The organism is Pseudomonas sp. PvP100, from assembly GCF_017833055.1.
In the GTDB taxonomy this organism is placed as follows: domain Bacteria; phylum Pseudomonadota; class Gammaproteobacteria; order Pseudomonadales; family Pseudomonadaceae; genus Aquipseudomonas; species Aquipseudomonas syringae.
Genome location: NZ_JAFIBO010000001.1, coordinates 953,139 through 979,357, shown reverse-complemented (window position 1 = coordinate 979,357; position 26,219 = coordinate 953,139). Strand labels below are relative to the sequence as shown.

Here is a 26,219-nt window from a genome sequence, read left to right as displayed (position 1 = left end):
AACGGATGCCCAAGCGCTTCAGACAATTATTAATACTGGCCACAAGCCTGTGCCTGGGCTGGGTTGCTGAGGCCGGTATTCATGCGGCCGATCACTACACCCTGCTCGGCCGCTCGAGCCCGGCGCACATGGACGTGAAGCTGGACAGTCACCAGTGGCAGTGGGTGCGCGGGCAACGCGAACTGATTCTCGGCACCTCGAACCCCGATTACCCGCCCTTCGATATCACGATTTCAGGGAACGATTACGAAGGCATCACTGCCGATTACGCAGGGATCATTTCGGATGCGCTGGACCTGCCCGTCAGGGTCCAGCGTTTCGAAACCCGTAATGCAGCGATCAAGGCCCTTGCCGCAGGCCAGATCGATCTGCTGGGCACCGCAAACGGTTTTGAAGCCGTCGATCGCAATATCAGGCTTTCACAGCCCTACTCGGTGGACCAGCCCGTTCTGGTCACTCGGGTCGGAGACACCCGCCCCCTGAACGAGGGCCTGAAAGGCATGCGGCTGAGCATGGTCTATCACTACCTGCCGCCTGCCGAGGTCGAAGCGTCCTATCCCGGCGCAACGCTGAAGACCTATCCCTCTTTTCAGAACGCCATCAACGCAGTCGCCTTCAATCAGGCGGACGTGTTCCTGGGCGATACGATTTCCACCCAGTACATCATCAACAAGGGTTATCTGAACAACGTGCAGATGTCGAATTTCGGCAAGCACGAGCCCAACGGTTTCAGCTTCGCGGTCAGCAACGAAAACACGCAACTGCTGGGCATCATCAATCAGACGCTGAAAGCCATCCCCGTCGATGAACGGATCAATATTTCCAGACGCTGGAGCACGGGCAGCGACCTGATGCTCACCGACCAGAAGCTGCAACTGACGCAACGCGAGGAGCGCTGGATCGCTCAGCACCCGACCGTGCGCGTGGTCGTCAACGAAGCGTACGCGCCGCTGACATTCTTCGATGCCAAGGGTAACTTTCGCGGCATCACCGCCGACTTGCTCGAACTGGTGCGCCTGCGTACCGGGCTCAGGTTCGACGTCAAACGCTCGCCCAGCCTGACCGACATGCTCAATCAGGTCGGCGAAGGTCAGGCAGACATGATTGGCGCGCTGGTGTCCAGTGATGCGCGTGAGGACCGATTCAGCTTCACCCGCCCCTACATCGACAATTCGTTCGTGCTGGTCACCCGCAAGGACCAGGGCGCCCCCAGCTATCTGGAGCAAATGGACGGCAAGCGTCTGGCAATCACCCAAGGCAGCCCGGTGCTCGACTGGCTAAGCCGCAAATACCCCAGGGTCGTGCCGCTGGAGATCGACAACCCGTTCCAGGCGCTGGACATGTTGTCACTGGGCCGGGCGGAAGGTGCGGTCATCTCGCTGCTCAGCGCAGACTATTTCCTGTCTTCCGGGATCTTCGAGGAGCGTTTGCAGATGACCGCCACCATCGGCGAGGATCCGGCGCTGATTTCCATGGCGACCTCACGCAATGCCATCGAGCTGAGCTCGATTCTCGACAAGGCCCTGGCGAGCATCGCACCACAGGACATGGCAGCGATCAACAATCGCTGGCGCGTTTACACACCCTCACGTGCCAACTGGCATGACTATGAACGGCTGATCTATCAGATTGTGGTGGGTGCAGGCCTGTTGCTGCTGGGCCTGCTGGCCTGGAATGCCTGGATGCGCCGGCAGATACGTCAGCGTGAGGCTGCGGAGCGGGCTCTGGGCGATCAGTTCGAATTCATGCGCGCCCTGGTCGAGGGTACGCCGCATCCGATCTACGTGCGGGATCGCGAAGGCATGCTACGCATGTGCAATGACAGCTACCTCAGGGTTTTCTCCGCGCAACGGGAAGACATCATCGGCAAGAGCGCCACCGAAGGGGTGCTGGGCAACGCCTTCGAAGCCCGGGAATACGCTGCCGACTATCAGCGGGTCATGGCCAGCAATACCGCGCTGATCCTCGACCGCCCTTTGCGCATTGGCGATCGACAGCTGACCATCTACCACTGGATCCTGCCGTTTCGTGATTCTCTGGGCGAAGTACAGGGCATCATCGGCGGCTGGATCGACATCAGCGAGCGTCGCCAGCTCATCGAAGACCTGCAGGCTGCCAAGGAACAGGCCGACGCCGCCAGCCGAGCCAAAAGCACCTTCCTTGCCACCATGAGCCATGAAATCCGCACCCCGATGAATGCGGTGATCGGCATGCTGGAGCTGGCGCTCAAACGTGCCGATCACGGCGAACTGGATCGGTCCGCCATCGAAGTCGCCTACAGCTCGGCCAACGACCTGCTCGACCTGATCGGCGATATCCTCGACATCGCCCGCATCGAATCCGGGCGGCTGTCACTCAACCCCGAGCGGGCGAATCTACGCCGGCTGGTAGAGTCGGTGCTCAGGGTATTCGACGGTCTGGCGCAGCAGAAGGACCTCGAGCTGGTGCTGGAACTGGACAGCAGGATCAACGCCGACGTGCTGATCGACCCGCTACGCTTCAAACAGATACTGTCCAACCTGGTCAGCAACGCCATCAAGTTCACCCCGATGGGGCGAATCAAGGTCGTATTGCAGGCAGCCGAAAGCCCGGACCCGCAACTGCTGCATCTGCACATCACCGTTCAGGACAGCGGCATCGGCATCAGTGTCGAAGACCAGCAACGCTTGTTCGAGCCGTTCGCCCAGGCCGATAACACTTGACAAATGGCGCGTACCGGCGCCGGACTCGGGCTGGTGATCTGCCGCAACCTGTGCATGATGATGGGCGGCAATCTCTCGCTCTACAGCACACCGGGGCACGGCACTCGGATCAGCATGAATCTGGTGCTGACCACACTGGAGCCTCTGACCGGGCAGCCCGTCGTTGCGCAGCCGGCAGCCGTCGCTCATCAGGCCCTCAGGATCCTGATCGTCGACGATCATCCAGCCAATCGACTGCTGCTTTGCCAGCAGCTCGGCTTTCTCGGCCATCACTGCGAAATGGCCGAAAACGGCGCGCAAGGGCTTGATCGCTGGAAAACAGATGCCTTCGATCTGGTCGTCGCCGATTGCAATATGCCGATCATGAACGGCTACGACATGACCGCTGCTATCCGCGAACATGAGCGCGCCTGCGAACGCCAACGCTGCCCTGTCTGGGGCTTCACGGCCAACGCGCAGCCCGACGAGATCGAGCGCTGCCGGACGGCGGGCATGGACGACTGCCTGTTCAAACCCATCAGCCTCTCGATGCTCAGCGAACGGCTGACAGCCATCGCCCCGCTGGCGCCCACACGAGCCCTGCCCTTCAGCCTCGACAGCGTCAGCAACCTGACCGGTGACCGTCCTGAAATGGTTGAGCGTCTGCTCGCGCAGCTGCTGCACAGTAACCACGAAGACCGGCTGTTGCTGGCCAGACTGATGCCGGAAAACAATCGTCAGAAAACCCGCGACCTGGCGCACAGGATCAAGGGCGCGGCACGCATCATCACCGCTTCACGGGTGGTCGATGCCTGTGATGCGCTCGAACTGGCCTGCGAACCGGACACACCCGATGAACAGTTCTACACCTGCCAGCAGGCAGTCGAACTGGCCATGATCGAGCTTGAGGACGCACTGATGCTGCAACAGGCAAAACCTGACTGAGCGAGCGCAGAGACGGTACAACGAAGGGGGAGATAAACGGGAGACGTGCGGGGAACAAGCAAGGGAAGCAGGCGCTGGCCTGCTTCCCGTTACATCAGGCGGCCGGATTGATTTCCTTTTCCGGGTACCAGACGTCGATCAGCGGGCTGACAGTGACTTCTGTCAGTTCGCTGCGACCCTTGAGCCAGGCTTCGACAGCAGCACGCTGCTCTTCGCTGACCGAGCCACGCTTGCTCAGGCAAACCAGACCGAAGTCGTCGCCGCCCACATAGCCAAGACCGTTGGCTTCCATTGCTTCTTTCAGGAAAGCGTCAAGGAAAGCATCGATTGCCTTGTCGTCCAGCTCTTGCTTGAAGTCCAGGTTCAGTTCAAAACCCAATTCCTGGAACTCGTCCACACACAGTTTTTTGCGCAGACGGCGGGAGCGGTTAGTGGCCATGGGACAATCCTCATCAATAAATATCGGGCGGCACTTTACCAGCTTGGCGACTTAAAAGCCCGACAATTGCGGCGTGTGATGGATATCCGGCTTTGCGACCGCCGTGCATGCCGATTCAATAAAAAATAGCATTTACCGGCTTGTCCCCCGGTCACAAGCCTGCCCCGCTTGGGGCATAATGCGGCTCGTTTCATGCGTGGCATTGTGTGTTACAAAAAAAGCCCGCCGCGCATTCACTACTATAGTTATCGAAATCGAATCGACATTTGCAATAGTTACCGAGGGAATTCATCCATGCCCTCTTTTTCGTTTCCCTCTTTGCAGTAGGGTTTTAGTCAATGATCAAGTCGCTACGTCCATTGTTGCTCGCGTCACTTCTTTTGCCCCTGGCTCTGCCCTCCTACGCCGCCGTCATCAACACCACGCTGCCCCCCAAGGTTCAACAGGCCATGAAAGCCAGCAAACTCGGCGATGACGCACTGTCGCTGGTGATGTTGCCGCTCAATGGCCCCGGCACGCCCACCGTGTTCAACGCCGACGTCTCGGTCAACCCGGCTTCCACCATGAAGCTGATCACCACCTACGCGGCCCTGGAAATGCTCGGCCCGACCCACCAGTGGAAAACCGAATTCTTCACCGACGGCACCCTGAGCAATGGCGTGCTGCGCGGCAACCTGTACCTCAAGGGCGGCGGCGATCCCAAGCTGAATATGGAAAAGCTCTGGCTGCTGATGCGTGACCTGCGCGCCAATGGCGTGCAGCAGGTGACCGGCGACCTGGTACTGGACCGCAGTCATTTCGTGCAACCGCAATTGCCGGTGTTCAACGATGACGGCAATGACGACAACAAGCCGTTTCTGGTCAAGCCAGACGCACTGATGGTCAACCTCAAGGCGCTGCGCTTCGTGACCCGCAATGACGACGGCAGGATTCTGGTCTCGGTCGAGCCGCCTATTGCCAGCATCCGCATTGATAATCAGGTCAAGGCAAGCGCCTCGAAGCAATGCACCGGGGATGTGCGCTACAACCCGGTCACCCAGGCCGATGGCAGCGTCAACGTGACGGTCACCGGCCAGTTGGGCAATGGCTGCAATTCACAGACCTACCTGTCACTGCTGGACCACCCCACCTATGCGGCTGGTGCAGTGCGGGCCATCTGGCAGGAACTGGGCGGCACCATTCAGGGCAAGGACCGCGTTGGCGTGCTGCCCGGCAATGCCAAGCTGCTGGCCAAGGCCTTTTCTCCGGATCTGGTGGAAGTCATTCGTGACATCAACAAATTCAGCAACAACACCATGGCCCAGCAACTGTTCCTGAGCCTGGGCGAAGAGTTCCGCAACGAAGCTGACGGTGACGACGGCAAGGCCGCACAGCGTGTCATCCGTCAGTGGCTGGCGAAGAAAGGCATCACCGCGCCGCACCTGGTCATGGAGAATGGCTCCGGGCTGTCGCGGGCCGAGCGTGTCAGCGCGCGTGAAATGGCGGTGATCCTGCAAGCGGCCTGGCGTAGCCCCTACGCTGCCGAGTTCATGAGCTCGATGCCGCTGGCCGGCCTCGACGGCACCATGCGCAAGCGACTCAAGCGCACCCCGCTGCTCGGCGAGGCGCACATCAAGACCGGCACCCTGAATACCGTGCGTGCGATTGCCGGCTTCAGCCGCGACAGCAACGGCAACACCTGGGCCGTCGTGGCGATCCTCAACGACCCGCGTCCGTTTGGTGCATCCTCGATACTCGACGAGGTACTGGTCGATCTGTATCGGCAGCCCAAGCTGACCAACACCACGGTCTCGATCCAGCAATAACCAATCGATACCGACAATCAGCAGGCCCGCTTGCGCAGCGGGCCTCTCTGCATCAGCCCTGCTCGGGCTCTACCCGGTCGCGACCGGCCTGTTTGGCGGCGTAGACTCCGGAGTCGGCGCGCAGCAACATCGCGTCGATACCCTCACCCTCGCGCCAGCTGGCGATCCCGAAGCTGCCTGTGACCACCTGATCGACGCCTTCGATAACCTGCTTGCGCAGTTCCTCGCGCAGGCTCAGTGCCAGTTGATAGGCCTGGGCACCCCGCGTTCCGGGGCAGATCACCATGAACTCTTCACCACCCAGACGGCAGAACACATCGTCGCTGCGCAGCCGCTGGCTGATCTTTTCCGAGATGGCCTTGAGCACCTGATCACCTGCGGCATGCCCAAAGCGGTCATTGATGCGTTTGAAGTGATCGATATCGAGCATGATGATCGACAGGTTACCGCCGTGCCGGTCGATTCTTTTCAGCTCGGCCTGCATCCGGTCCTGAAAGTAGCGCCTATTGTAGGCACCGGTCAGTACATCGGTGACCGACAGCGCACGCAACTCCTGCTCGACGCGCTTGAGGTCGGTGATATCCGATACAAAGCCATGCCAGAGCACGCTGCCATCGGCCAGGCGTTCAGGCGTTGACGCCGCGCGTAACCAGCGCAGCCCTTTGCGTGGCAGCTCGACGCGGTACTCTTCGCTCCACGGTGTCAGGTGTTCTGCACTGATCAGAATGGAGCTTCTGACCCGCACCAGGTCCACCGCCTGTATGCGTCGCAGGATAGTTTCAGAATCGCCCAGCAGATGCTCTTCGTCCACCTCGAACAGTTCGCACATGCCGGCGCTGGCGTACCTGAAACGTGCGCTGCCATCGACGGCCAGGTGGTACTGGTAAATGCCGCCTGGCACTTGCGAGCCAAGCTTTTTTAGCAATTGCCCCTTCTCGGCCAGGGCCTGATTGACGCGCTTGTGCTCGGTGACGTCGATGCACACCGCAAGGTACCCGGTCCAAAGCCCCTGATCGTCGCGCACCGCAGTGACCAGCATGTTCACCACCAACGTGCTGCCATCGCTGCGCTGCAGGGTCCACTCCTGCGAAGGGTGGTTACCGTCCTGCACGGCATCGAGAAACATCAGTTGCGAGGCGCTGATAGGTTGCCCACGGCTTTTGCTCAAGCGGCTCGCGCGGGCCTCCAGATCGGCTGACTGGTAAAAGTCCATGAGGCGGAACCTGCCCAGCACATCCTCCTGTGCATAGCCGAGCATTTTCTGTGCACCGACATTGAACGTCTTGATCAGCCCGTCAAGATCGGTCGCGATGATCGCTACTTCGGTCGCCGCGTCCAATACACTGCGCAACTGCCCATGCGCAGCCCTCAATTGCTGCTCGCGCTGGCGCAGCTCGCGGGTGCGCTGCGCCACCCGTTGCAGGGCGCGCTGACGCTGGCTGATCAGACTGTAGAGCAAGGCGCTGAGCATCAGGCTCAAAAGCCCTCCAAGCCACAACACCCGGCCGGGCATCATGATCTGGTTGTTCAGGCTGAAAATCTGCGTAGGGCGAACCTCGACCAGATAATCCCTGTCACCCAGGCTCAGCAGGCTGCTGGCGTACAGCGGACTGCCTATCGCTGGGAGCGGCGACTGGTAGACCTGCTCGGGTGTTTCCGGCGAACTCAGGTCGAGCATGGTCACGGCAAGGTTGTCTTGATCTGCCGTGCCGACGTTCATCAATTGCGTCAGGCTGATCACTGCGGTGACGTAGCCCCTCAATTGTGCAACCGGTTGGCCAATCGAGAACACGGGCGCGACCAGCAAAATGCCGTAGGTGTCAGATGGCTCCAGAGACAACAGGCGGATACGCGGCGTTGCGACGGTTCGTTTCAGCAACCGCGCACGTTCCAGCGCGGCACGGCGCACCGGCTCCGAGGCAATATCGAACCCCGCTGGCGTCGGAATGTTGCTGAGGGTCTGGATGAATCGAACCGGGAAATACTCATTTCGCACGGCAGCGACTTTCAAGGCGCCGTTTTCATCCATCTCGCGTATGGCATATCCGGGCGAGCCGTCCTCACGCGACTGCCTTTCAAAAGCCGCCCGCTCGGCCTGCAGCACCCTCGGGTTCCAGGCATACGCCTGTGTCCCAATCAGCAACGGCGCGACGAACCCGTCGAATTCGGACGGTTCAACCTGATGGGAGTAGATAAAGAAGCGAGCCAGGGTGTCGAGCCGGGTAACCTGCCTGTCCAGACGCTCCTGCAGGCGACTGAAGCGCTCCGCAGCAATGATGTCGAAACGCTGACGCAACTGGCGCTGATACAACTCATTGTCGGCCAGCGCCAGCATGATCGTCAGTGCCGCGCCGACCAGCAATGCCAGGACGGCGATAAGCCACGCTGAAAGCTGACCATTGATGAAACTCAGAATTCTGAGTTTGAAGCGTTTCACTGTCATACACACAAACTCGTGACGCCAACATACGGAAGCGTCAGGCTGGCTATGACTTCTGTTATAGCTATTCGCCAGTAATTTTCATAGGCTTATGCCTGTTTCAGGACGATCCGTTGGTCTGTCCGCAAGGTTGAAGACAGGGCTTAAGCCTTGCGGGCAGCCACTCAAGTTACATCTTGAATCGTGTAACGACGCCGTTCATTTCAATGGCCAGTCTCGACAGTTCGCCACTGGCGAGGGAAGTCTGATTGGCACCCTCGGTACTCTGTACGGAAAGGTCGCGAATACTGATCAGGTTATGGTCAATCGAACGAGCCACCTGCGCCTGCTCTTCGGAAGCTGTAGCGATCAGCGTGTTCATGTCATTGATTTCTTCGATGCGCCGGGCAATCTCGTCAAGCGCCACGCCGGCCTCGTGCGCAACCCCAAGAGTATCCTGCGCGCCCGTGCAACTTTCCTGCATCGACCGGGTAGCTTGTTCGGAGCCCTCTAGAACGGCGCCGATCATTTGCTCGATTTCCTGGGTTGACTGCTGGGTGCGATGCGCCAGTGCCCGGACCTCATCCGCCACCACCGCAAAACCGCGCCCCTGCTCGCCGGCACGAGCGGCTTCGATAGCGGCATTGAGGGCAAGCAGGTTGGTTTGCTCGGCGATGGTACGAATCACCGCAAGGACTTTGCTGATGTCGTTGGATTGCCCGGCCAGACGCTGCACATCGGCACTGGTGGCAAGCACCGTGGCGCTCAGTTTTTCGATCGCGGTGACGGTACTGGCCACTCGCTCAGCGCCGCGCACTGTGGAGGCATTGGATTCTTTCGCTGCGTCAGATGCAGCCGCTGCGTTGCGCGCGACCTCATCGACCGCTGCGGTCATTTCGTTGACCGCTGTGGCGGCCTGCTCGATCTCCTGATTCTGACGACCCAACCCGGTGCTGGACTGCACGGTGATAGAGTTCATTTCTTCGGCAGCGGAAGCCAGCTGCTGTGACGAGTTGCCGATCAGGCCAATGGTTTGTCGCAGGTTCTTCTGCATGGCCAGTGTCGAGCGTTGCAGTTCGGAAAACTCATCGTTGCCCGTGACCGGAATATCACCACGAAGATCACCGCTGGCAATACGCTCATTGACCGACAACAATGATTTCAAAGGCGTGACAATACTGCGCGTCAACAGAATCGCGAGAAATATGGTAATGATCAATGACACTATAATAATAACCACTGTGAACATAAAACCACTTTCATAAGCGGCTTCTGCACGCACACTCAGTTGATCGGCCTGATCAATATTCATCTGAACCAATGCGTCGATGGCGGCCTGCAACTCACCGGTGACGGGCACTATATTAGTATCGGTAAATGTAACTGCATCAGCGTTAGCGCCTTTCTGAACAAGCTCAAGCACCGTATCCAGAAGTGACGCAAACTTCTGGGCGGAAGTAGTAACGGTTTGATAGAGACTTGCCTCATCGGCAGCGTTTACCATCGGCGCATACGCAGCAGATTGTTTGAGCATGTCTTCTCGCGCAGTTTTCAACCGAGTCACGGTAACGGTCTGAGCCTGCAGGTCAGTCTGCGCAATCAACCGCCGGGCATCCAGTCGCAGGCGCAGCGTGGCGCTGCTTATTTTGCTGGCCTGTATGATGCTGGCCATCGCGTCCTTTTCCAGCGATTCCATGCTGGTCCGTAACTCGCCCATTTTCCATAGCGCGATCCCTCCCAGCGCGATGAGCAGGCAGGTGATCAGCATAAAGCTCATCCCGGCACGAACAGCGACCTTGACGTTTCTCATCTTGTTACCTTCGGAGGTAGGTACGGCGTGGACAATCTCGAGGCACGGTCGATACCTTCAGTCGCCCGATTGAACAGGGACTTCACTCAAGAGGTCGACAGTTGAAATTCGATAAACCGCTTTCCCGAGGAAATCATATCGGGAATAAAAGTGCGCAATCCGAGGAAACGAAAACAGACAAGAGATGCAATAAGACAGCCGTTGCATAACCGTAGGATTACGGCCGGAATACTAACAACTAAAAGTATATAGCCATCTGATATCACGAGTATAACACCGCGCAACGCCGTGCAATGCAAAAGCTTCAGACTTCGTGAAATAAATTTCATCAAAGTCCATACACTCAGACTTTTCACATCAAGTTATTGATTCACATGACGTTTATATGCAACAACAAATCAGGCGTTTGCCTTAGGTTTAAACGCGTTTGAGCACAAGGGCATGCAAACGAGTGCAAGAAGTGTCGCGAGACGCGACGAACGGACTGTTACCGATCCGTTCATCGCGTACCGGATCAGCTACGCGCCATGATTTTCCAGGCGCGGTGGATCTTGCCATTACGGGCGAAGTCCTGATCGATGGTCTGCGCGGTAATATCTTCGACCGCATAACGCTGACTCAGGTTTTCATCGAGCACAAACTTGCGGAAGTTGTTGGAGAAGTACAACACGCCTCCCGGTGCCAGACGAGCCATGGCCAGATCGATCAGCTCGACCTGATCACGCTGGACATCAAAAATGCCTTCCATGCGCTTGGAGTTGGAGAACGTCGGCGGGTCGATGAAGATCAGGTCGTACTCGTCGCGGTTGGCCTGCAGCCAGGCCATCACGTCGCCCTGCTCCAGACGATTCTTGTCAGAGAAACCGTTCAGCGACAGGTTACGACGCGCCCAGTCCAGATAGGTCCGCGACAGGTCGACGCTGGTGGTGCTGCGCGCACCGCCCTTGGCAGCATGCACACTGGCCGTCGCCGTGTAGGCAAACAGGTTCAGAAAGCGCTTGCCGGCCGCCTCGCGCTGGATACGCATGCGCATCGGCCGGTGGTCGAGAAACAGCCCGGTGTCCAGGTAGTCGGTCAGATTGACCAGCAACTTGACGCCGCCTTCGTTGACTTCCAGAAACTGGCCCTGAGCACTTTGACGCTCGTACTGCTTGGTGCCGCTCTGACGCTCGCGACGCTTGATCACCACCCGGTTCTTGTCGATGTTCAGTGCTTGCGGAATGGCCGCCAGCGCATCGAACAGTCGCGCCGAGGCCTTTTCCGGATCGATGGACTTGGGTGCTGCGTATTCCTGAACATGCACCCAGTCGTGATACAGATCGATCGCCAGCGAGTATTCAGGCATGTCGGCGTCATACACGCGGTAGCAATCGATCCCTTCGCGACGCACCCACTTGCCCATCAGCTTGAGGTTCTTTTGCAGGCGATTGGCAAACATCTGCCCGCCTTCGCTCAGGCGCGCCTGCTCGACCACCACCGGTTCCGGCTTGATCGGGTTGCCGTTCTTGTTGAGTTTTCGCTCAACGACTTCAACCTCGACAGGGTTTTCGCGTTCGATCTGACGCTGCTCAGGGGTGCGTCGCTCGCCGGTCACGAACTGGTCAGGCGTGACCTTGATCAGCAGCAGTTTGCACGGCAAGGCGCCGTTCCAGAACGAATACTGTTTGTGGCTGCGAATCCCCATGCGCTTGCCCAGATCAGGCGCGCCGGTGAATACCGCAGCCTCCCAGTTAATGCAGGCCTGACGCAGGCGCTCACCGAGGTTCTGGTAGAGATACAACAGGCTGGCTTCATCTCCCAGACGCTCGCCGTACGGAGGGTTGCAGATCACCAGGCCTTTCTGGTTCTGGTCGGGACGCGGTTCGAACGTCGCGACTTCGCCCTGATAGACCTTGATCCAGTCGCTCAGGCCGGCACGTTCGATGTTGTTGCGTCCTGGCTGGATCAGCCGCGGATCGGCTTCGTAACCGCGAATCCAAGACGGGGTCTTGGCCAACCCGGCCTCGGCGCGGGCCAGCGCTTCGTCGTGCAGCTTGCGCCACAGCGCCGGGACGTGGCCCAGCCAGGCCGAGAAACCCCAGCGTTCACGCTTGATGTTCGGGGCGATGTCGGCGGCGATCATACCGGCCTCGACCAGGAACGTACCGACACCGCACATAGGGTCAGCCAGCGCGCCGCCCTCGGAAGCGATGCGCGGCCAGCCGGCGCGGATCAGGATGGCGGCGGCGAGGTTTTCCTTCAGCGGTGCAGCGCCCTGCTGCAGACGGTAACCGCGCTGGTGCAGGCTGTGCCCGGACAGATCGAGGGACAGAATGGCTTCGCCGCGATCCAGACGCAGGTGTACGCGCAGATCGGGGTTGATCTTATCGACCGAAGGGCGCTCGCCATCCGGGGTGCGCAGCTTGTCGACGATCGCATCCTTGACCTTCAGTGCACCGAAATGGGTGTTGTCGATGCCCGAACCATGGCCACTGAATTCCACGGCAATGGTGCCGTCGGATTCGAGGTGGTCCTGCCACTCGACATCCAGTACGCCGTGGTAAAGGTCTTCGGCATCCTTCATCGGGAAGCGCTTGAGCACCAGCAACACGCGGTTGGCCAGGCGCGACCAGAGACACAGCCGGTAAGCGGTCTCCATGTCAGCCGAGCCGCGAATGGCTGAAGTGTGCTCGCGGGTCTCTTGCAGACCCAGCGCAGTGGCTTCCTCGGCAAGCAGGCCCTCGAGGCCTTTGGGGCAAGTGAGGAAAAGTTCGTAGCGATCCGACATGTGTATTCCAGGGCCTGAGCCGTCTGCGGCGGGCAACGCATTGCCCTGCCAGATTTGAACAGGCGTCTTTCATGGAGAACGCCTGCGTGGCACGTGATGTGTGCCGGTCCACCGCATGATCCTGTCATGTCATTGCGGCAGTTTTGGCGCGTATTAGAACAGATATCAGGCAAGGCGATGTCGGCAATAGAGGCGCGCAGTCGAAAGTCTTTTTTTGAAAAGTCACATTTTTGCAGCCTTGCTGTGACCCTTCGTCGCTTAAGCAGCCAAGGCATTGAGCCAGTATATGAGCCTGATAAGCGATCTCAATGAGCTCGCAAACCCCCATGTTCACGGGGCTGCAGAAAAAATCGTGGTTGAAACAGGTCAGCGCTTATTGCTCGACAGACCTGAATGTGACGTGCTTATGACAAAACGATCATTCACACCGCCCTGCGCTTTGGTTAGAAATCGTCTCAGGTCATCGCCGCAACGGTGATGGCATCAAGGCCCGCGACGCCGGCAGCGGGCCCCAACGGCAGAAGATTCTGCCCGACCTCAACACGGGGTCTCAGGGATATTACAGTCAACAGACGAGGGCATTACCCTATGAGAAGACTTAAGCGTGATCCGTTGGAAAGAGCATTTTTACGCGGTTATCAATACGGCGTTCATGGTAAATCCCGTGAGCTTTGCCCTTTTACTCTACCGTCAGTACGCCAGGCATGGATCAATGGCTGGCGCGAAGGACGCGGCGACAACTGGGACGGTATGACCGGCACTGCGGGCATCCACAGACTCAACGAACTTCACGCGGTCGGATGAGGCGATTCACATCAAAGACTTTCAGGCCTCTGTCGGGCCATACATGACTGACTGATTCACACCTGCACCATGCACGCCCGACCCGGGCGGCGGGCCAACGCCCAGGGGCTCTCTTGCAGAGCCCCTTTTTTTACCCCGGGTTCAGCGTGCGGCGCGAGGCATCGCCGCAATGGCATCCACAGACTCGCGAATCAGCGCAGGGCCCTTGTAGATGAACCCCGAATAGATCTGCACCAGACTGGCACCCGCAGCGATCTTCTCGGCGGCATGCCGGCCTTCGGTGATCCCCCCGGCGGCGATGATCGGCAGACGACCCGCGAGCTCACCGGCCAGAACCTTGACGATGTGCGTGCTTTTTTCCCGAACCGGAGCGCCCGATAAACCGCCTGCCTGATCAGCATGCGGAAGGCCTTCGACGCCTTGGCGGCTCAGCGTGGTGTTGGTGGCAATGACTGCGTCCATACCGGACTCGATCAGGGCTGCGGCCACCAGCACGGTTTCTTCGTCGGTCATGTCCGGGGCAATCTTGATCGCCAGCGGCACACGCCTGCCATGCCGTTGCGTCAGTTCCTGCTGACGCAGGCTCAGGGCCTGGAGCAGTTGCTTGAGCGAATCGCCGAACTGCAGGCTGCGCAGCCCCGGCGTGTTGGGCGAACTGACGTTGACCGTGACGTAGCTGGCATGGGCATAGACCTTGTCCAGGCAGATCAGGTAATCGTCGACCGCGCGCTCGACCGGCGTGTCGAAGTTCTTACCGATATTGATACCCAGAACGCCGCGATACTTTGCCGCTTCGACGCGGGACACCAGATTGTCGACGCCCAGATTGTTGAAGCCCATGCGATTGATGATCGCCTCGGCGTTGGGCAAGCGGAAAATACGCGGCTTGGGATTGCCCGGCTGCGGACGTGGCGTCACTGTGCCGATCTCGACGAAACCGAAGCCCAGTTGCGCGAAGCCATCGATCGCCGCACCATTCTTGTCCAGGCCGGCTGCCAGCCCCACGGGGTTGGGAAACTCAAGGCCCATCACACTGACCGGCAACTTCGCCGGGGACTTGCTCAGCAGGCCATTGAGGCCCAGCCGTCCGCCTGCACCGATCAGGTCCAGCGACAGGTCATGAGAGGTTTCCGGGGAAAGTTTGAACAGTAACTGGCGGGCCAGGTTATACATGGCGGGATGGGCTCGTGAGCAGCTGAATTCAGGGTGGCGATTATAGACGTGTGCGGGCCTGTCAGGCGAGGCGCGCGACAAACTTGTTGCTCGCCCTCCCCCGGCGATGGCATATGCCTTGCTTGAAACCGCTATCGGCACTCACTCCAACGGCGGAGCGGTGCATGGACAACGGCGTCGCTTCGACACTTGCATTGCAATGGGTCGGACGACGCCTTTTTTCTGGACGGACCTTTGATGAAGCACGCGCGATGAAAGAACGAACCGGTAATGCGCTGGACTGGGTGGCCGGTAGTGACGCCCCGGAAATGAACAGCCTGGACGTGGGCTTCATGGCGTTGACCGACTGTGCCCCGCTGGTGGTCGCGGCCACGCAGGGTTTCGCCCAGCCTTACGGCCTGAGCCTGAACCTCGAGCGTCAGACCTCCTGGGCCGGGCTGCGCGACAGACTGGTCAGCGGGCAGCTGCAGGCGGCACACAGCCTGTACGGTCTGATCTATGCGGTGGAACTGGGCATCAGCGGCGGCCCAGCGACCGACATGGCCATCCTCATGGGGCTCAACCAGAACGGCCAGTGCATCAACCTGTCCCGCGAATTACAGCAGGCCGGCGTGATCACTCCTGAAGCACTGGACAAACGCGCGCACCAAAGCGGCTCAAAGCTGACCTTCGCGCAGACCTTCCCCACCGGCAACCATGCCATGTGGCTCTACTACTGGCTGGCCAGCCAAGGCATTCATCCGCTCGATGATGTGACCAGTGTCGTGGTGCCGCCCACGCAAATGGCGCAACACCTGCAGGCCGGGCGCATCGACGGTTTCTGCGTCGGCGAACCCTGGGGCGCCAGCGCCGTACAGCAGCAACTGGGCTTCACCATGGCGACCAGCCAGTCGATCTGGCCGGATCACCCGGGCAAGGTGCTGGGCTGTACCCGTGAGTTTGTCGAGCAGAACCCCAACACTGCCAGAGCGCTGATCATGGCCGTACTGGAAGCCAGCCGCTTCATCGAGGAAAACGACGATAACCGGCGCAGCACCGCGCAACTACTCAGCGGTGCCGATTACCTGGACACCTCGGTGGACTGCATCGAGCCGCGTTTGCTCGGCCAGTACAGCGATGGTCTCGGCAATCGCTGGCAAGACCCTCACGCGGTCAGCTTCCATGCCCAGGGACAGGTCAACTACCCCTGGCTGTCTGACGGCATGTGGTTCATGACCCAGTTCCGACGCTGGGGCCTGTTGCGCGAAGACCCGGATTACCTGGCGGTGGCCAGCCGTGTGCAGCAACTCGACCTGTACCGTCAGGCCGCCAGTGCGCTGGGCATCGACGTACCTGCCGCGACCTTGCGCAGCAGCCAGCTGATCGATGGCAGGGTCTGGGACGGCAGCGATCCGGCGGGCTACGCGCGTAGCTTCAAGCTCCACTCGCTGGCCGACGACGCGCCCGCTGTGGCCAGTCGTTGAAGGAGAACGTAACCATGCTGCGTATCCTGCTTATCAATGACACGGCCAAAAAGGTCGGTCGCCTCAGGTCAGCCTTGATAGAGGCCGGTTTCGACGTGATCGACGAATCCGGACTGGTCATCGACCTGCCCGCGCGCGTTGAAGCCGTGCGCCCGGACGTCATCCTCATTGACACTGAATCGCCAGGTCGCGATGTGATGGAGCAAGTGGTGCTGGTCAGCCGCGACCAGCCACGTCCCATCGTGATGTTCACCGACGAGCACGATCCAGGCGTGATGCGCCAGGCGATCAAATCCGGGGTCAGCGCTTATATCGTCGAGGGTATTCAGGCGCAACGGCTGCAACCGATTCTGGATGTGGCGATGGCCCGCTTTGAAAGCGATCAGGCGCTGCGCGCGCAATTGCATGCCCGCGACCAGCAACTGGCCGAGCGCAAGCGCATCGAACTGGCCAAGGGACTGCTGATGAAGATGAAGGATTGCAACGAAGAGGACGCTTACACGCTGATGCGACGTCAGGCAATGAGTCGTCAGCAGAAGCTGATTCAGGTGGCAGAGCAGATTATCGCGATGAGCGAACTGCTGGGCTGAAGCCACGAAGAACGCCTGTCCGCACAGGCGTTCTTCACAGGTTACAGGGGCACAGCCTGTCAGCTCAGCTGTACATCCTTCATAGCCGGGACGTAGCCGTAGTCATACTCTTCCTGCACGAACGAGCGGTCGCCCTTCAACAGGATTCTAACCGTCGGCGCCTCGGTGCCGCCGATACGGTAGTCATCGCCGCTGGTGGGCACGCTGTCGATGAACGAAGTCACCAGGCCGTTCGGCATCACGCAGTGGGAGTACGTCTGAAAAGGCTGTGCAGGCGGATTGCCCAGCACCAGCCCGGATGCGTTCATCGGCCGGTAAGGCCCGAACAAATGCTCGCCCACAAAACCGTAAACGCCATCCGGCCCGGTTACACCGTCGGCATACGTAAACTTGTGGCTGATGGTGAACAGATAATACTTGCCGTCCTGAAAGACATAATGCGGACGTTCGGTCTGATCATTGACACCCACCGCCGTCACCAGTGGCGGCAATATTTCCCACTCTTCACCGCTGAGATCTTTAGCAACCGCCAGACCGATACAGCCCACTTGAAAACGCGCACCGCCCACTTCTTCATGGCCGGGTGGCACCGGGCCAAGTTCCGCAGCACCCACTGAATGCGTACCGCGCTCGCCGGCGACATTACCTTCAAAGACCATATACAACTTGCCATCATTGGGATCAATAAACGGACTGGGGTCGCGGAAGTTCCACGTCGAGTTCTGCGCTTCGGTTTGATAATAAGTGCCGTCGGCCTCGAACAGTTTTTTGACCTGGGTAAAGTCTTTCAACTCCACGCCCTGATCGGACGTTACAATACGGCCGCGTACTTTGGCAATTGTCGCCCCCGGTGTCACGCAGGTGTAGTAAAGATCGATATCACCCTTGTCATTCAACAGTACCGGTGTGCCCGCCCACTCACGGGTGGTGGGCGACACGCCTTCGGCCATGACCCGGCCACCGAAGATCCAGTTCTTGCCGGTACGCGAATACCAGTAGCACATGCGCGCCCGCCCGTGACGATCTTCCCAGTCGCGCTTGATGTCGTAGCGGCCGTTGGCGCCGAGATACTGCGGGTCGTCGGGGTGGCGATCAGCTGTCAGCGTGACGATGACCGACCAGCCGTTGACCGAGACCACCGTGCCGTCAAGCTCGCGCAACGGCATGGTGTCCCAGATGAAGACCTTATCACTCATGACCGGAAAGTCTGCTTTTACCAACGGTTGCGTGGTGGTCGGGTCATTTTCATTGACCTTCAACGCATCGGCACGGGACCAGATGGTAGGTGCGTAATTGATGTTACTCATGATGATGATGTCCTTTGCAGGCGCCTGTACAAGCAGCGCGGATAGGAAGGCAACACGGCAGGCATGCGTGCAATGCCGAGGTGCAGAGTGTGTCGGGCATTCAGGTGTCGAGGACAACCGGAAGCCGATAAAAGAGCGAGTAGCCGATGACTTCTTTCAAAGTAAGCATTTATCGAAATTGACTGGCAAACTGCAACTACAGATTACCGGATTGAAAAGTGAAATCACTGTCTGTTGAATAAGCGTCACAGGTTGCGACAGAAGCGATGCTCTCAGACATACCACGCAAAGTAAATTAAATATTTGCAGCGTTGTTATCGTACAACTCTGCGAGCTGCGTATTAACTTATATACATTAAGGTCATCATAGCTGCGTATCGAAACAGCATCACAATGACAGTACTTACACGTAAAACTGATGGCACATTAAATAATATTAAATAATTTGAACTTTAATAAAATATTCTTGAATCCTGTTAACTGCCTGTTTCTGTTGACTGATACGGACTGTGCAAGCCGTTATCTGGCTTTTCGCCGCCACGCCCTTTTTTGCAGCGCGCCTGCCGACCCACGCCCGGTTCGAGGTCATACATCAGTCTGCTCGCAGATCCTGAAAGCCATACAACCTGCCTGCGACGTAAGGCTGACACGCTTGCACCGCCCTTGGCCCATCTATTGCTAAAGCAATCTCACCGGTAGCCAACGGCGGCTATCACCTTTTACGACAAAGACGTCGCTCATCTCTTTCCGCCCCCGTGGACAGAGAGGCGACGTTTTTGCGTTTTGGCCCCGGCGAAGGGGCCGGTGGAGTCGCCGTCATTCGGAACACTCCACCACAGCGTCTGAATAACCCGTGTCGCGGTCATGGCCCGACTGACTAACTAGCAGATGATGAGGTGTGCACATGGATACAAGCTTCTGGAAGGCAGGCCACAAACCGACCCTGTTCGCGGCCTTTCTCTATTTTGACCTTAGTTTCATGGTCTGGTACCTGCTTGGCCCGCTGGCGGTGCAGATTGCCACTGACCTGCACCTGACCACTCAGCAACGTGGCCTGATGGTCGCCACGCCGATTCTGGCGGGTGCGGTGCTGCGCTTCTTCATGGGCCTGCTGGCCGACCAGCTGTCGCCCAAGACTGCCGGGATCATCGGCCAGGTGATTGTTATCGGCGCACTGCTGGTTGCCTGGCAACTGGGCATTCACACCTATGGCCAAGTGCTGGTGCTGGGCCTGTTCCTCGGTATGGCCGGTGCTTCGTTCGCTGTCGCGCTGCCCCTGGCGTCGCAATGGTATCCAGCCCAGCATCAGGGCAAGGCCATGGGCATCGCCGGTGCGGGCAATTCCGGCACTGTCCTGGCCGCGCTGATCGCGCCGGTGCTGGCGGCCAGTTTCGGCTGGGGCAACGTCTTCGGCCTGGCGCTGATCCCGCTGGTTCTGACGCTGATTGCCTTCACCCTGATGGCACGCAACGCCCCGCAACGCAGCAAACCCAAATCCGTGGCGGACTACCTCAAGGCGCTGGGTGACCGTGACAGCTGGTGGTTCATGTTTTTCTACAGTGTGACATTCGGTGGTTTCATTGGCCTGGCCAGCGCCCTGCCCGGCTATTTCAACGACCAATATGGCTTGAGCCCGATCACTGCCGGTTACTACACCGCTGCCTGCGTATTCGGTGGCAGCCTGATGCGTCCGTTGGGTGGCGCGCTGGCCGACCGTTTCGGCGGGATTCGCACGCTGACCGTCATGTATGCGGTTGCCGCAATCGGCATTGCCGCCGTGGGCTTCAACCTGCCGAGTTCGTGGGCAGCGCTGGCGCTGTTCGTGGCTGCAATGCTGGGTCTGGGTGCTGGCAACGGCGCGGTATTCCAGTTGGTACCGCAGCGCTTCCGCAAGGAAATCGGGGTCATGACCGGCTTGATCGGTATGGCGGGTGGCATCGGTGGCTTCCTGCTGGCGGCAGGCCTGGGCACCATCAAACAGAACACCGGCGACTACCAGTTGGGCCTGTGGCTGTTCGCCGGCCTGGCGGTACTGGCCTGGTTCGGCCTGCTGAACGTCAAGCGGCGCTGGAGAACCACCTGGGGTTCGGCCGCAGTCACGGCGGCTCGGGTCTGAAGCGCCGATGACCCTGCAACTGCAGTTTGCGCAATTCAGCGCCAGCGGACCGCGAGCGGAAAATCAGGACGCCGTGCGCCTGGTCACGCCAGTCCCGGCGCTGGCGGCCAGCAAGGGCTATCTGTTCGCCCTTGCCGACGGCGTCAGCCAGTGTGCCGACGGCGCACTGGCCGCGCAGTCGACCCTGCAGGCGCTGGCCCTCGACTATTACGCCACGCCGGAAACCTGGGGCGTGGCGCAGTCCCTTGATCGTCTGCTGCTGGCCCAGAATCGCTGGCTGCTGGCCAACGGCTTGTTGACCACCCTCAGCGCTCTGGTGCTGCGCGGTCGGCGCTTCACCCTCGCCCATGTCGGCGACTGCCGGGCTTATCGCTGGCGGTCCGGGACGCTCAAACGCATCAGTGAAGATCACGTCTGGGAACAGGCCGACATGCAGCATGTGCTCAAGCGTGCGCTGGGTCTGGATCAGTACGTGGTCATGGATTACCTGGACGGCGAGTTGTGTGAGGGCGAACGCCTGCTGCTTGTCAGCGATGGGGTCTGGGCGACGCTGGGCGATGCGAGCATTCGCTCGATTCTGGGCGAACAGCACGACCTCGACGCGGCAGTCAAAACCCTGGTCAGCGCGGCGCACCTGGCCGGCAGTCAGGACAATGCCAGCGCCCTGCTGATTCAGGTCGACATGCTCGGCGAGGATGATCTGGGGGATGCGCTGCTGCAACTGCAACAATGGCCGCTGCCACCCGCGCTCAAGGCCGATCAGGCATTCGAGGGCTGGAAAGTCGGTGGCATCGTGGCGCAGTCACGCCAGTCCATCGTTTATCGCGTCACCGATATCCACGAGCAACCCTGGCTGCTGAAAACCCTGCCGGCCAGTCGCCATGACGAAACCGGCGCCGGTCAGGGGCTGCTGCTGGAAGAGTGGTTTCTGCGCCGGGTCGCCGGGCGCTTCTTTCCCGAGATACACCCGCTGCCAGACCGGCAGCATCTGTATTACGTGATGCGCGAGTACCGCGGGCACACACTGGCCGAGCTTTTCACTGGCAAAGGGCCGTTGCCGCTGGCCCAGTGGCAGGACCTCGCCACGCGGCTGCTACGGGCCACGGGCCTGCTGCATCGACGCAACATCATCCATCGCGATATCAAACCGGAAAACCTGCTGCTGGCCGACGACGGCGAGTTGCGCCTGCTGGATTTTGGCCTGGCGTTCTGCCCGGGCCTTTCGGCGGTCAACACCGAAGACCTGCCCGGCACACCCAGCTATATAGCACCGGAAGCCTTCAACGGCGCGGAACCGCATCCGCAACAAGACCTGTACGCAACAGGCGTCACCCTGTATTACCTGCTGACAGGGCAATACCCGTACGGTGAGATCGAAGCCTTTCAGCACCGTCGCTTCGGCACACCGATATCTCCCAGTCGTTACCGACCGGATCTGCCGCAGTGGCTGAGCCAAAGCCTGGACAAGGCACTGCACGCCGACCCGAACCAGCGTTATGAAACCGCCGAACAGTGGTTGCTGGAACTGGAGCAGGCCGAGCATCGTCCGCTGGTGGCAAAGCCGCGTCCGCTGCTGGAACGCGAACCGTTGAAAGTCTGGCGAACACTGGCCCTGCTCTCCCTGCTGTTCAATCTGGTGCTGATGATCTGGTTGATGGGCCGCCACTGAGCCCTTGCGCCCCGCTTCTGTGCAACGCGCCTCAACGCAGTGCAGAAAGGGTGTGCATTATCGGCTGCACGCCGCGCAGACCGGCAAATCCGAGTTGGCACAAGCGCTGCATGGTCCTTGTTAGATAATTCATAAAACGCCGCCCTCAACGCTGAAGGCTGCGTCTCCCGAGAGAACGGGACCGGACAAAGGCGTCCTCGTCAGGCCACTGACGGGACGCCTTTTTTTGTTTGCGCTAAATATGTCGAGCACGCGCTGCAGTGACTCGGAGGCAAGATGACCAAACTCAAACTGGTGATGATCGGCAACGGCATGGCCGGCGTGCGCACACTCGAAGAGTTGCTGAAACTGAGCGAAGACCTTTACCACATCACGGTCTTCGGTGCCGAGCCACACCCCAATTACAATCGCATCCTGCTGTCGCCGGTACTGGCCGGCGAACAGAATTTCGAAGACATCGTGCTCAACGATCTCGACTGGTACGAACGCAACCGTATCCAGTTGTTGCTCAACCGTCGCGTGGTGAAGATCGACCGCATTAGACGCCTGGTGATCGCCGATGACGGCACTCAGGCCCATTACGACCGGCTGCTGATTGCCACCGGTTCGCGACCGTTCATACTGCCGATCCCCGGCAACACGCTGAACGGCGTCATCGGTTATCGCGACATCGGCCACACGCGGCAGATGATCGACACCGCCGTCACGCACAAACGCGCAGTCGTCATCGGCGGCGGGTTGCTCGGCCTGGAAGCGGCCAACGGCCTGAGTCTGCGCGGCATGCACGTCACGGTAGTGCATAACGGCCAGACGCTGCTGGAGCGCCAGCTGGACAAGACCAGCGGGCGGATGTTGCAAGCGGCGCTGGAAAAGCGCGGCCTGAGCTTTCGCCTCGACGAACAGACCAACGCCCTGCTCGGCGATGATCAGGGCCGTGTAACCGCAGTGCAATTCAACAACGGCGACAGGATCGACGCCGATCTGGTAGTCATGACAGCAGGCATACGACCCAACACCGAATTGGCCGAGCAAGCCGGCTTGCCCTGTAACCGCGGCATTCTGGTCAATGACACCTTGCAGACCTACGACCCGCGCATCTACGCGATTGGCGAATGCGTCAGCCACAGGGGCATCGCCTATGGACTGGTGGCGCCGCTGTTCGAGCAGGCCCGAGTGTGCGCCAATCACCTTGCGCAACTGGGCTTTGCGCGTTATCCGGGCTCGGTCACCTCGACCAAGCTGAAAGTCACCGGCATCGATCTGTTTTCCGCCGGCGATTTCCTGGGTGGCGAAGGCACTGAAAGCATCACCCTTTCCGACCCCATCGGCGGTGTCTACAAGAAACTGGTAATAAAGAACGATGTACTGGTCGGCGCCTGCCTGTACGGCGACACCGCCGACGGCAACTGGTACTTGCAGCAGATCCGTGATGGCCAGGGTATCGACGCCATACGCGACCACCTGATGTTCGGCAAACCCGCTGCGCCAGAGGCTGCCTGCGCATGAACAGCCTTGCCCTCCACACCACTCGACTCACGGCGTCTACCTGCTGCTATTGCGGCGTGGGCTGCGGCGTACTGATCGAACATGACGGCGAGCATATTCTTGGTGTCAGCGGCGACCCGAAGCACCCGGCCAACTTCGGCAAGCTGTGCAGCAAAGGTTCGAGCCTGCACCTGACCGGCGACATCGAAGCCCGCGCGCTGTACCCGGAACTGCGTTTGGGCAAGGGCCTGGCGCGCAGCGTCACCGATTGGGATACCGCGCTGGAGCACGCGGCCAATGTGTTCGCCGAGACCATTCGCGAACACGGTCCCGACAGCGTCGCCTTCTACATTTCCGGCCAGTTGCTGACCGAAGACTACTACGCGTTCAACAAGCTGGCGCGCGCACTGATCGGCACCAACAATATCGACAGCAACTCAAGGCTGTGCATGTCCTCGGCCGTAGCTGGCTACAAGCGCAGCCTGGGTGCCGATGCACCGCCCTGCAGCTACGAAGATATCGAACTGAGCGACTGCGTGATGATCGTCGGCAGCAACATGGCGTACGCGCACCCGATTCTGTTTCGTCGTCTGGAAGAGGCAAAAAGCTGTCGTCCGCAGATGAAACTCATCGTCATCGACCCACGGCGCACCGACACCTGCGAACTGGCCGACCTGCACCTGGCTATTCAGCCCGGCACGGACGTCACGCTGTTTCACGGCATCCTTCATATACTGATGAGCGAACGGCTGATCGACCCGGCGTTCATTGCCGCGCACACACAGGGCTATGAGGAACTGGCCACGCTGGCCCGTGATTACCCGCCTGAGCACGTGGCCTCCCTCTGCGGCATTACTCTGGAACAGCTGCACACCTGCGCCCGCTGGGTGGGCGAAGCTCCGGCTTTTCTGTCGCTGTGGTGCATGGGGCTGAATCAGTCCACGGCCGGCAGCGCGAAAAACAGCGCGCTGATCAACCTGCACCTGGCGACCGGGCAGATTGGCAAACCCGGCGCAGGCCCCTTCTCGCTCACTGGCCAGCCCAACGCCATGGGCGGACGTGAGACCGGCAGCTTGTCCAACCTGTTGCCAGGCCATCGCGACGCGGCAAATCCTCAGCATCGTCAGGAGGTTGCAGACTACTGGGGCGTCGACAGCCTGCCTGCCAATCCCGGCCTTTCAGCCATCGAACTGTTCGAGCAATTGCAGAGCGGAACGATCAAGGCCCTGTGGATCGCCTGTACCAACCCGGCACAGTCACTGCCCGACCAGACCCGCATCAGGCAAGCGCTGGAAACCTGCCCGTTCGTGGTACTCCAGGAAGCGTTCAAAACCACCGAAACCGCGCGTTATGCCGATCTGTTGCTGCCTGCCGCCAGTTGGGGCGAGAAAGAAGGCACGGTGACCAACTCCGAACGGCGCATCTCCAACGTGCGCAAGGCCATCCAGCCGCCCGGCGAAGCGCGCTCCGACTGGGCAATCACAGTGGATTTCGCCCAGCGCCTGCAAAAACGCCTGCAACCCGACGCGCCCGCGCTGTTCGATTTCGCCACACCCAAGGCCTTGTTCGATGAGTTCAAGGGCCTGACGGTCGGACGCGATCTGGACATGTCCGGAATCGACCGCGAGCTCATCGACCAGCAGGGCCCGCAACAATGGCCCTTCCCGCGTGGCGCTAGCAGCGGCACGCCGCGCCTTTACAGCGATGGAGTCTTTGCCACCGATTCAGGCCGGGCGCGGTTCCTGTCCGAGCCTTACATTGCCGCCAGGGAATTGCGCGATGCCGACTACCCGCTGACGCTCAACACCGGCAGGCTGCGCGATCAATGGCATGGCATGAGTCGCACCGGCACCGCTGCGCGTTTGTTCGGACACGTCAGCGAAGCAGTGCTGAGCCTTAATCCGCAGGACATGCTCAGCCATGACCTGCAACCCGGCGACCTGATCAAACTGATCAGCCGGCGCGGCGAACTGCTGTTGCCCGTCGGTAGCGAGGACAGCGTTGCAGTCGGACAGGCCTTTGTGCCGATGCATTGGGGCGACAGGTTCCTCAAGGGGGGGATCAATGTGCTCACCCAGCCAGCCTTCGACCCGGTCTCGAAACAACCGGAACTCAAGCACGCCGGCGTCAGGATCGAAAAAGCCTACCTGCCCTGGCAATTCTTTGCGCTGGTCGAGGGCAACGTGCAACAACGGATGGAAAAGCTGCGCCCCTTGTGCGACGCCTTCCCCTACCTGAGCATGGGCCTTGCCGGACGCGAGCGACCGGCTCTGCTGATACGCGCCGCCAGCGCACAAGCACCCGATTCAGCGCTGCTAGAGCAGATTGATCGTGTACTGGGCCTGGATGAAGGACCGGTCATGGCGTATGACGACCCCAAACGCTCGATCGGCAAGCGAGTACGTATCGACAACCAACGTATTACCGCGATTCGTCTGGCCGGTGAAACACTTGCCCGGCATTGGCTGCAGACGTTGTGGCTGGAACAGCGCGTCGATGCTTCACTGCGGCGCTGGCTGTTGGCACCGCTGAGCAGCGAACCGGGCAAAGACTCGACACAGACTCGCGACAAGACCTTGTGCAACTGCATGAACGTCAGCCAGAACGCGGTCATGAGCGCTATCGAGCGTGGCCTGGACCTGAATCAACTCAAGACACAGTTGGGCTGCGGCACCCAGTGCGGCTCGTGCGTGCCGGAAATAAGAAGACTGATCCATACCGTGGCGGTTACAGAATGAGGAATGCG

General features: G+C 59.8%; 13 protein-coding genes and 2 pseudogenes. 9 read left to right on the top strand and 6 right to left on the bottom strand.

The window, feature by feature from the left end:
• The first annotated feature begins 5 nt into the window (after positions 1–5).
• A pseudogene (locus JOE39_RS04140) lies at positions 6–3,626 on the top strand (transporter substrate-binding domain-containing protein).
• Positions 3,627–3,720: 94 nt separating this feature from the next.
• Here the strand turns inward: JOE39_RS04140 and JOE39_RS04135 are convergent.
• Positions 3,721–4,065: a 50S ribosome-binding protein YggL gene (locus JOE39_RS04135; protein ID WP_003346101.1), complete on the bottom strand. Its 345-nt coding sequence runs from the start codon at positions 4,063–4,065 to the stop codon at positions 3,721–3,723.
• 338 nt (positions 4,066–4,403) lie between these two features.
• Between JOE39_RS04135 and dacB the strand changes: the two genes are divergently transcribed.
• Entirely contained in the window at positions 4,404–5,870 is a 1,467-nt protein-coding gene (gene dacB, locus JOE39_RS04130; RefSeq protein ID WP_003346102.1) for a D-alanyl-D-alanine carboxypeptidase/D-alanyl-D-alanine-endopeptidase, read from the top strand.
• Between the two features lie 52 nt (positions 5,871–5,922).
• Here the strand turns inward: dacB and JOE39_RS04125 are convergent, their stop codons facing one another.
• The 3 genes from JOE39_RS04125 to rlmKL all read right to left on the bottom strand — a co-directional run bounded on the left by JOE39_RS04125 (position 5,923) and on the right by rlmKL (position 12,866).
• Positions 5,923–8,313 (bottom strand): diguanylate cyclase, encoded by a 2,391-nt coding sequence (locus JOE39_RS04125; protein WP_024693498.1) that lies wholly within the window; start codon positions 8,311–8,313, stop codon positions 5,923–5,925.
• A 166-nt stretch (positions 8,314–8,479) separates the two neighbouring features.
• A complete protein-coding gene (locus JOE39_RS04120) occupies positions 8,480–10,099 on the bottom strand; it encodes a methyl-accepting chemotaxis protein (protein WP_210077839.1) in 1,620 nt (539 codons plus the stop codon).
• 514 nt (positions 10,100–10,613) lie between these two features.
• On the bottom strand, positions 10,614–12,866 hold the full coding sequence (gene rlmKL / locus JOE39_RS04115; RefSeq protein ID WP_210077841.1) for a bifunctional 23S rRNA (guanine(2069)-N(7))-methyltransferase RlmK/23S rRNA (guanine(2445)-N(2))-methyltransferase RlmL: 2,253 nt from the start codon (positions 12,864–12,866) through the stop codon (positions 10,614–10,616).
• Positions 12,867–13,454: 588 nt separating this feature from the next.
• On the opposite strand from rlmKL, the gene JOE39_RS04110 reads away from it, so the two are divergent.
• Positions 13,455–13,670, top strand: coding sequence for a ribosome modulation factor (locus tag JOE39_RS04110; protein ID WP_002553055.1), 216 nt, complete (start codon positions 13,455–13,457; stop codon positions 13,668–13,670).
• A gap of 141 nt (positions 13,671–13,811) precedes the next feature.
• Here JOE39_RS04110 and JOE39_RS04105 read toward each other — a convergent pair whose 3' ends face one another.
• Entirely contained in the window at positions 13,812–14,843 is a 1,032-nt protein-coding gene (locus JOE39_RS04105) for a quinone-dependent dihydroorotate dehydrogenase (protein WP_003346110.1), read from the bottom strand.
• A 251-nt stretch (positions 14,844–15,094) separates the two neighbouring features.
• On the opposite strand from JOE39_RS04105, the gene JOE39_RS04100 reads away from it, so the two are divergent.
• Complete coding sequence (locus JOE39_RS04100) at positions 15,095–16,306, top strand: CmpA/NrtA family ABC transporter substrate-binding protein (protein ID WP_024663903.1); 1,212 nt, start codon at positions 15,095–15,097, stop codon at positions 16,304–16,306.
• 14 nt (positions 16,307–16,320) lie between these two features.
• Positions 16,321–16,896: an ANTAR domain-containing protein gene (locus JOE39_RS04095; RefSeq protein WP_003392969.1), complete on the top strand. Its 576-nt coding sequence runs from the start codon at positions 16,321–16,323 to the stop codon at positions 16,894–16,896.
• A 59-nt stretch (positions 16,897–16,955) separates the two neighbouring features.
• Here the strand turns inward: JOE39_RS04095 and JOE39_RS04090 are convergent, their stop codons facing one another.
• Positions 16,956–18,203, bottom strand: coding sequence for a glycoside hydrolase family 68 protein (locus JOE39_RS04090; RefSeq protein ID WP_032660683.1), 1,248 nt, complete (start codon positions 18,201–18,203; stop codon positions 16,956–16,958).
• A 904-nt stretch (positions 18,204–19,107) separates the two neighbouring features.
• On the opposite strand from JOE39_RS04090, the gene JOE39_RS04085 reads away from it, so the two are divergent.
• The 4 genes and pseudogenes from JOE39_RS04085 to JOE39_RS04070 all read left to right on the top strand — a co-directional run bounded on the left by JOE39_RS04085 (position 19,108) and on the right by JOE39_RS04070 (position 26,211).
• The gene (locus JOE39_RS04085) at positions 19,108–20,319 is read left to right on the top strand and encodes a nitrate/nitrite transporter (RefSeq protein WP_024649053.1); all 1,212 of its coding nucleotides are present in this window, start codon (positions 19,108–19,110) and stop codon (positions 20,317–20,319) included.
• Between the two features lie 7 nt (positions 20,320–20,326).
• Positions 20,327–21,988: a bifunctional protein-serine/threonine kinase/phosphatase gene (locus JOE39_RS04080; RefSeq protein ID WP_210077844.1), complete on the top strand. Its 1,662-nt coding sequence runs from the start codon at positions 20,327–20,329 to the stop codon at positions 21,986–21,988.
• Positions 21,989–22,264: 276 nt separating this feature from the next.
• Positions 22,265–23,470, top strand: a pseudogene (locus tag JOE39_RS04075) (FAD-dependent oxidoreductase); the annotation flags it as partial.
• A gap of 20 nt (positions 23,471–23,490) precedes the next feature.
• The gene (locus tag JOE39_RS04070) at positions 23,491–26,211 is read left to right on the top strand and encodes a nitrate reductase (RefSeq protein ID WP_210077848.1); all 2,721 of its coding nucleotides are present in this window, start codon (positions 23,491–23,493) and stop codon (positions 26,209–26,211) included.
• The last annotated feature ends 8 nt before the right edge of the window (positions 26,212–26,219 follow it).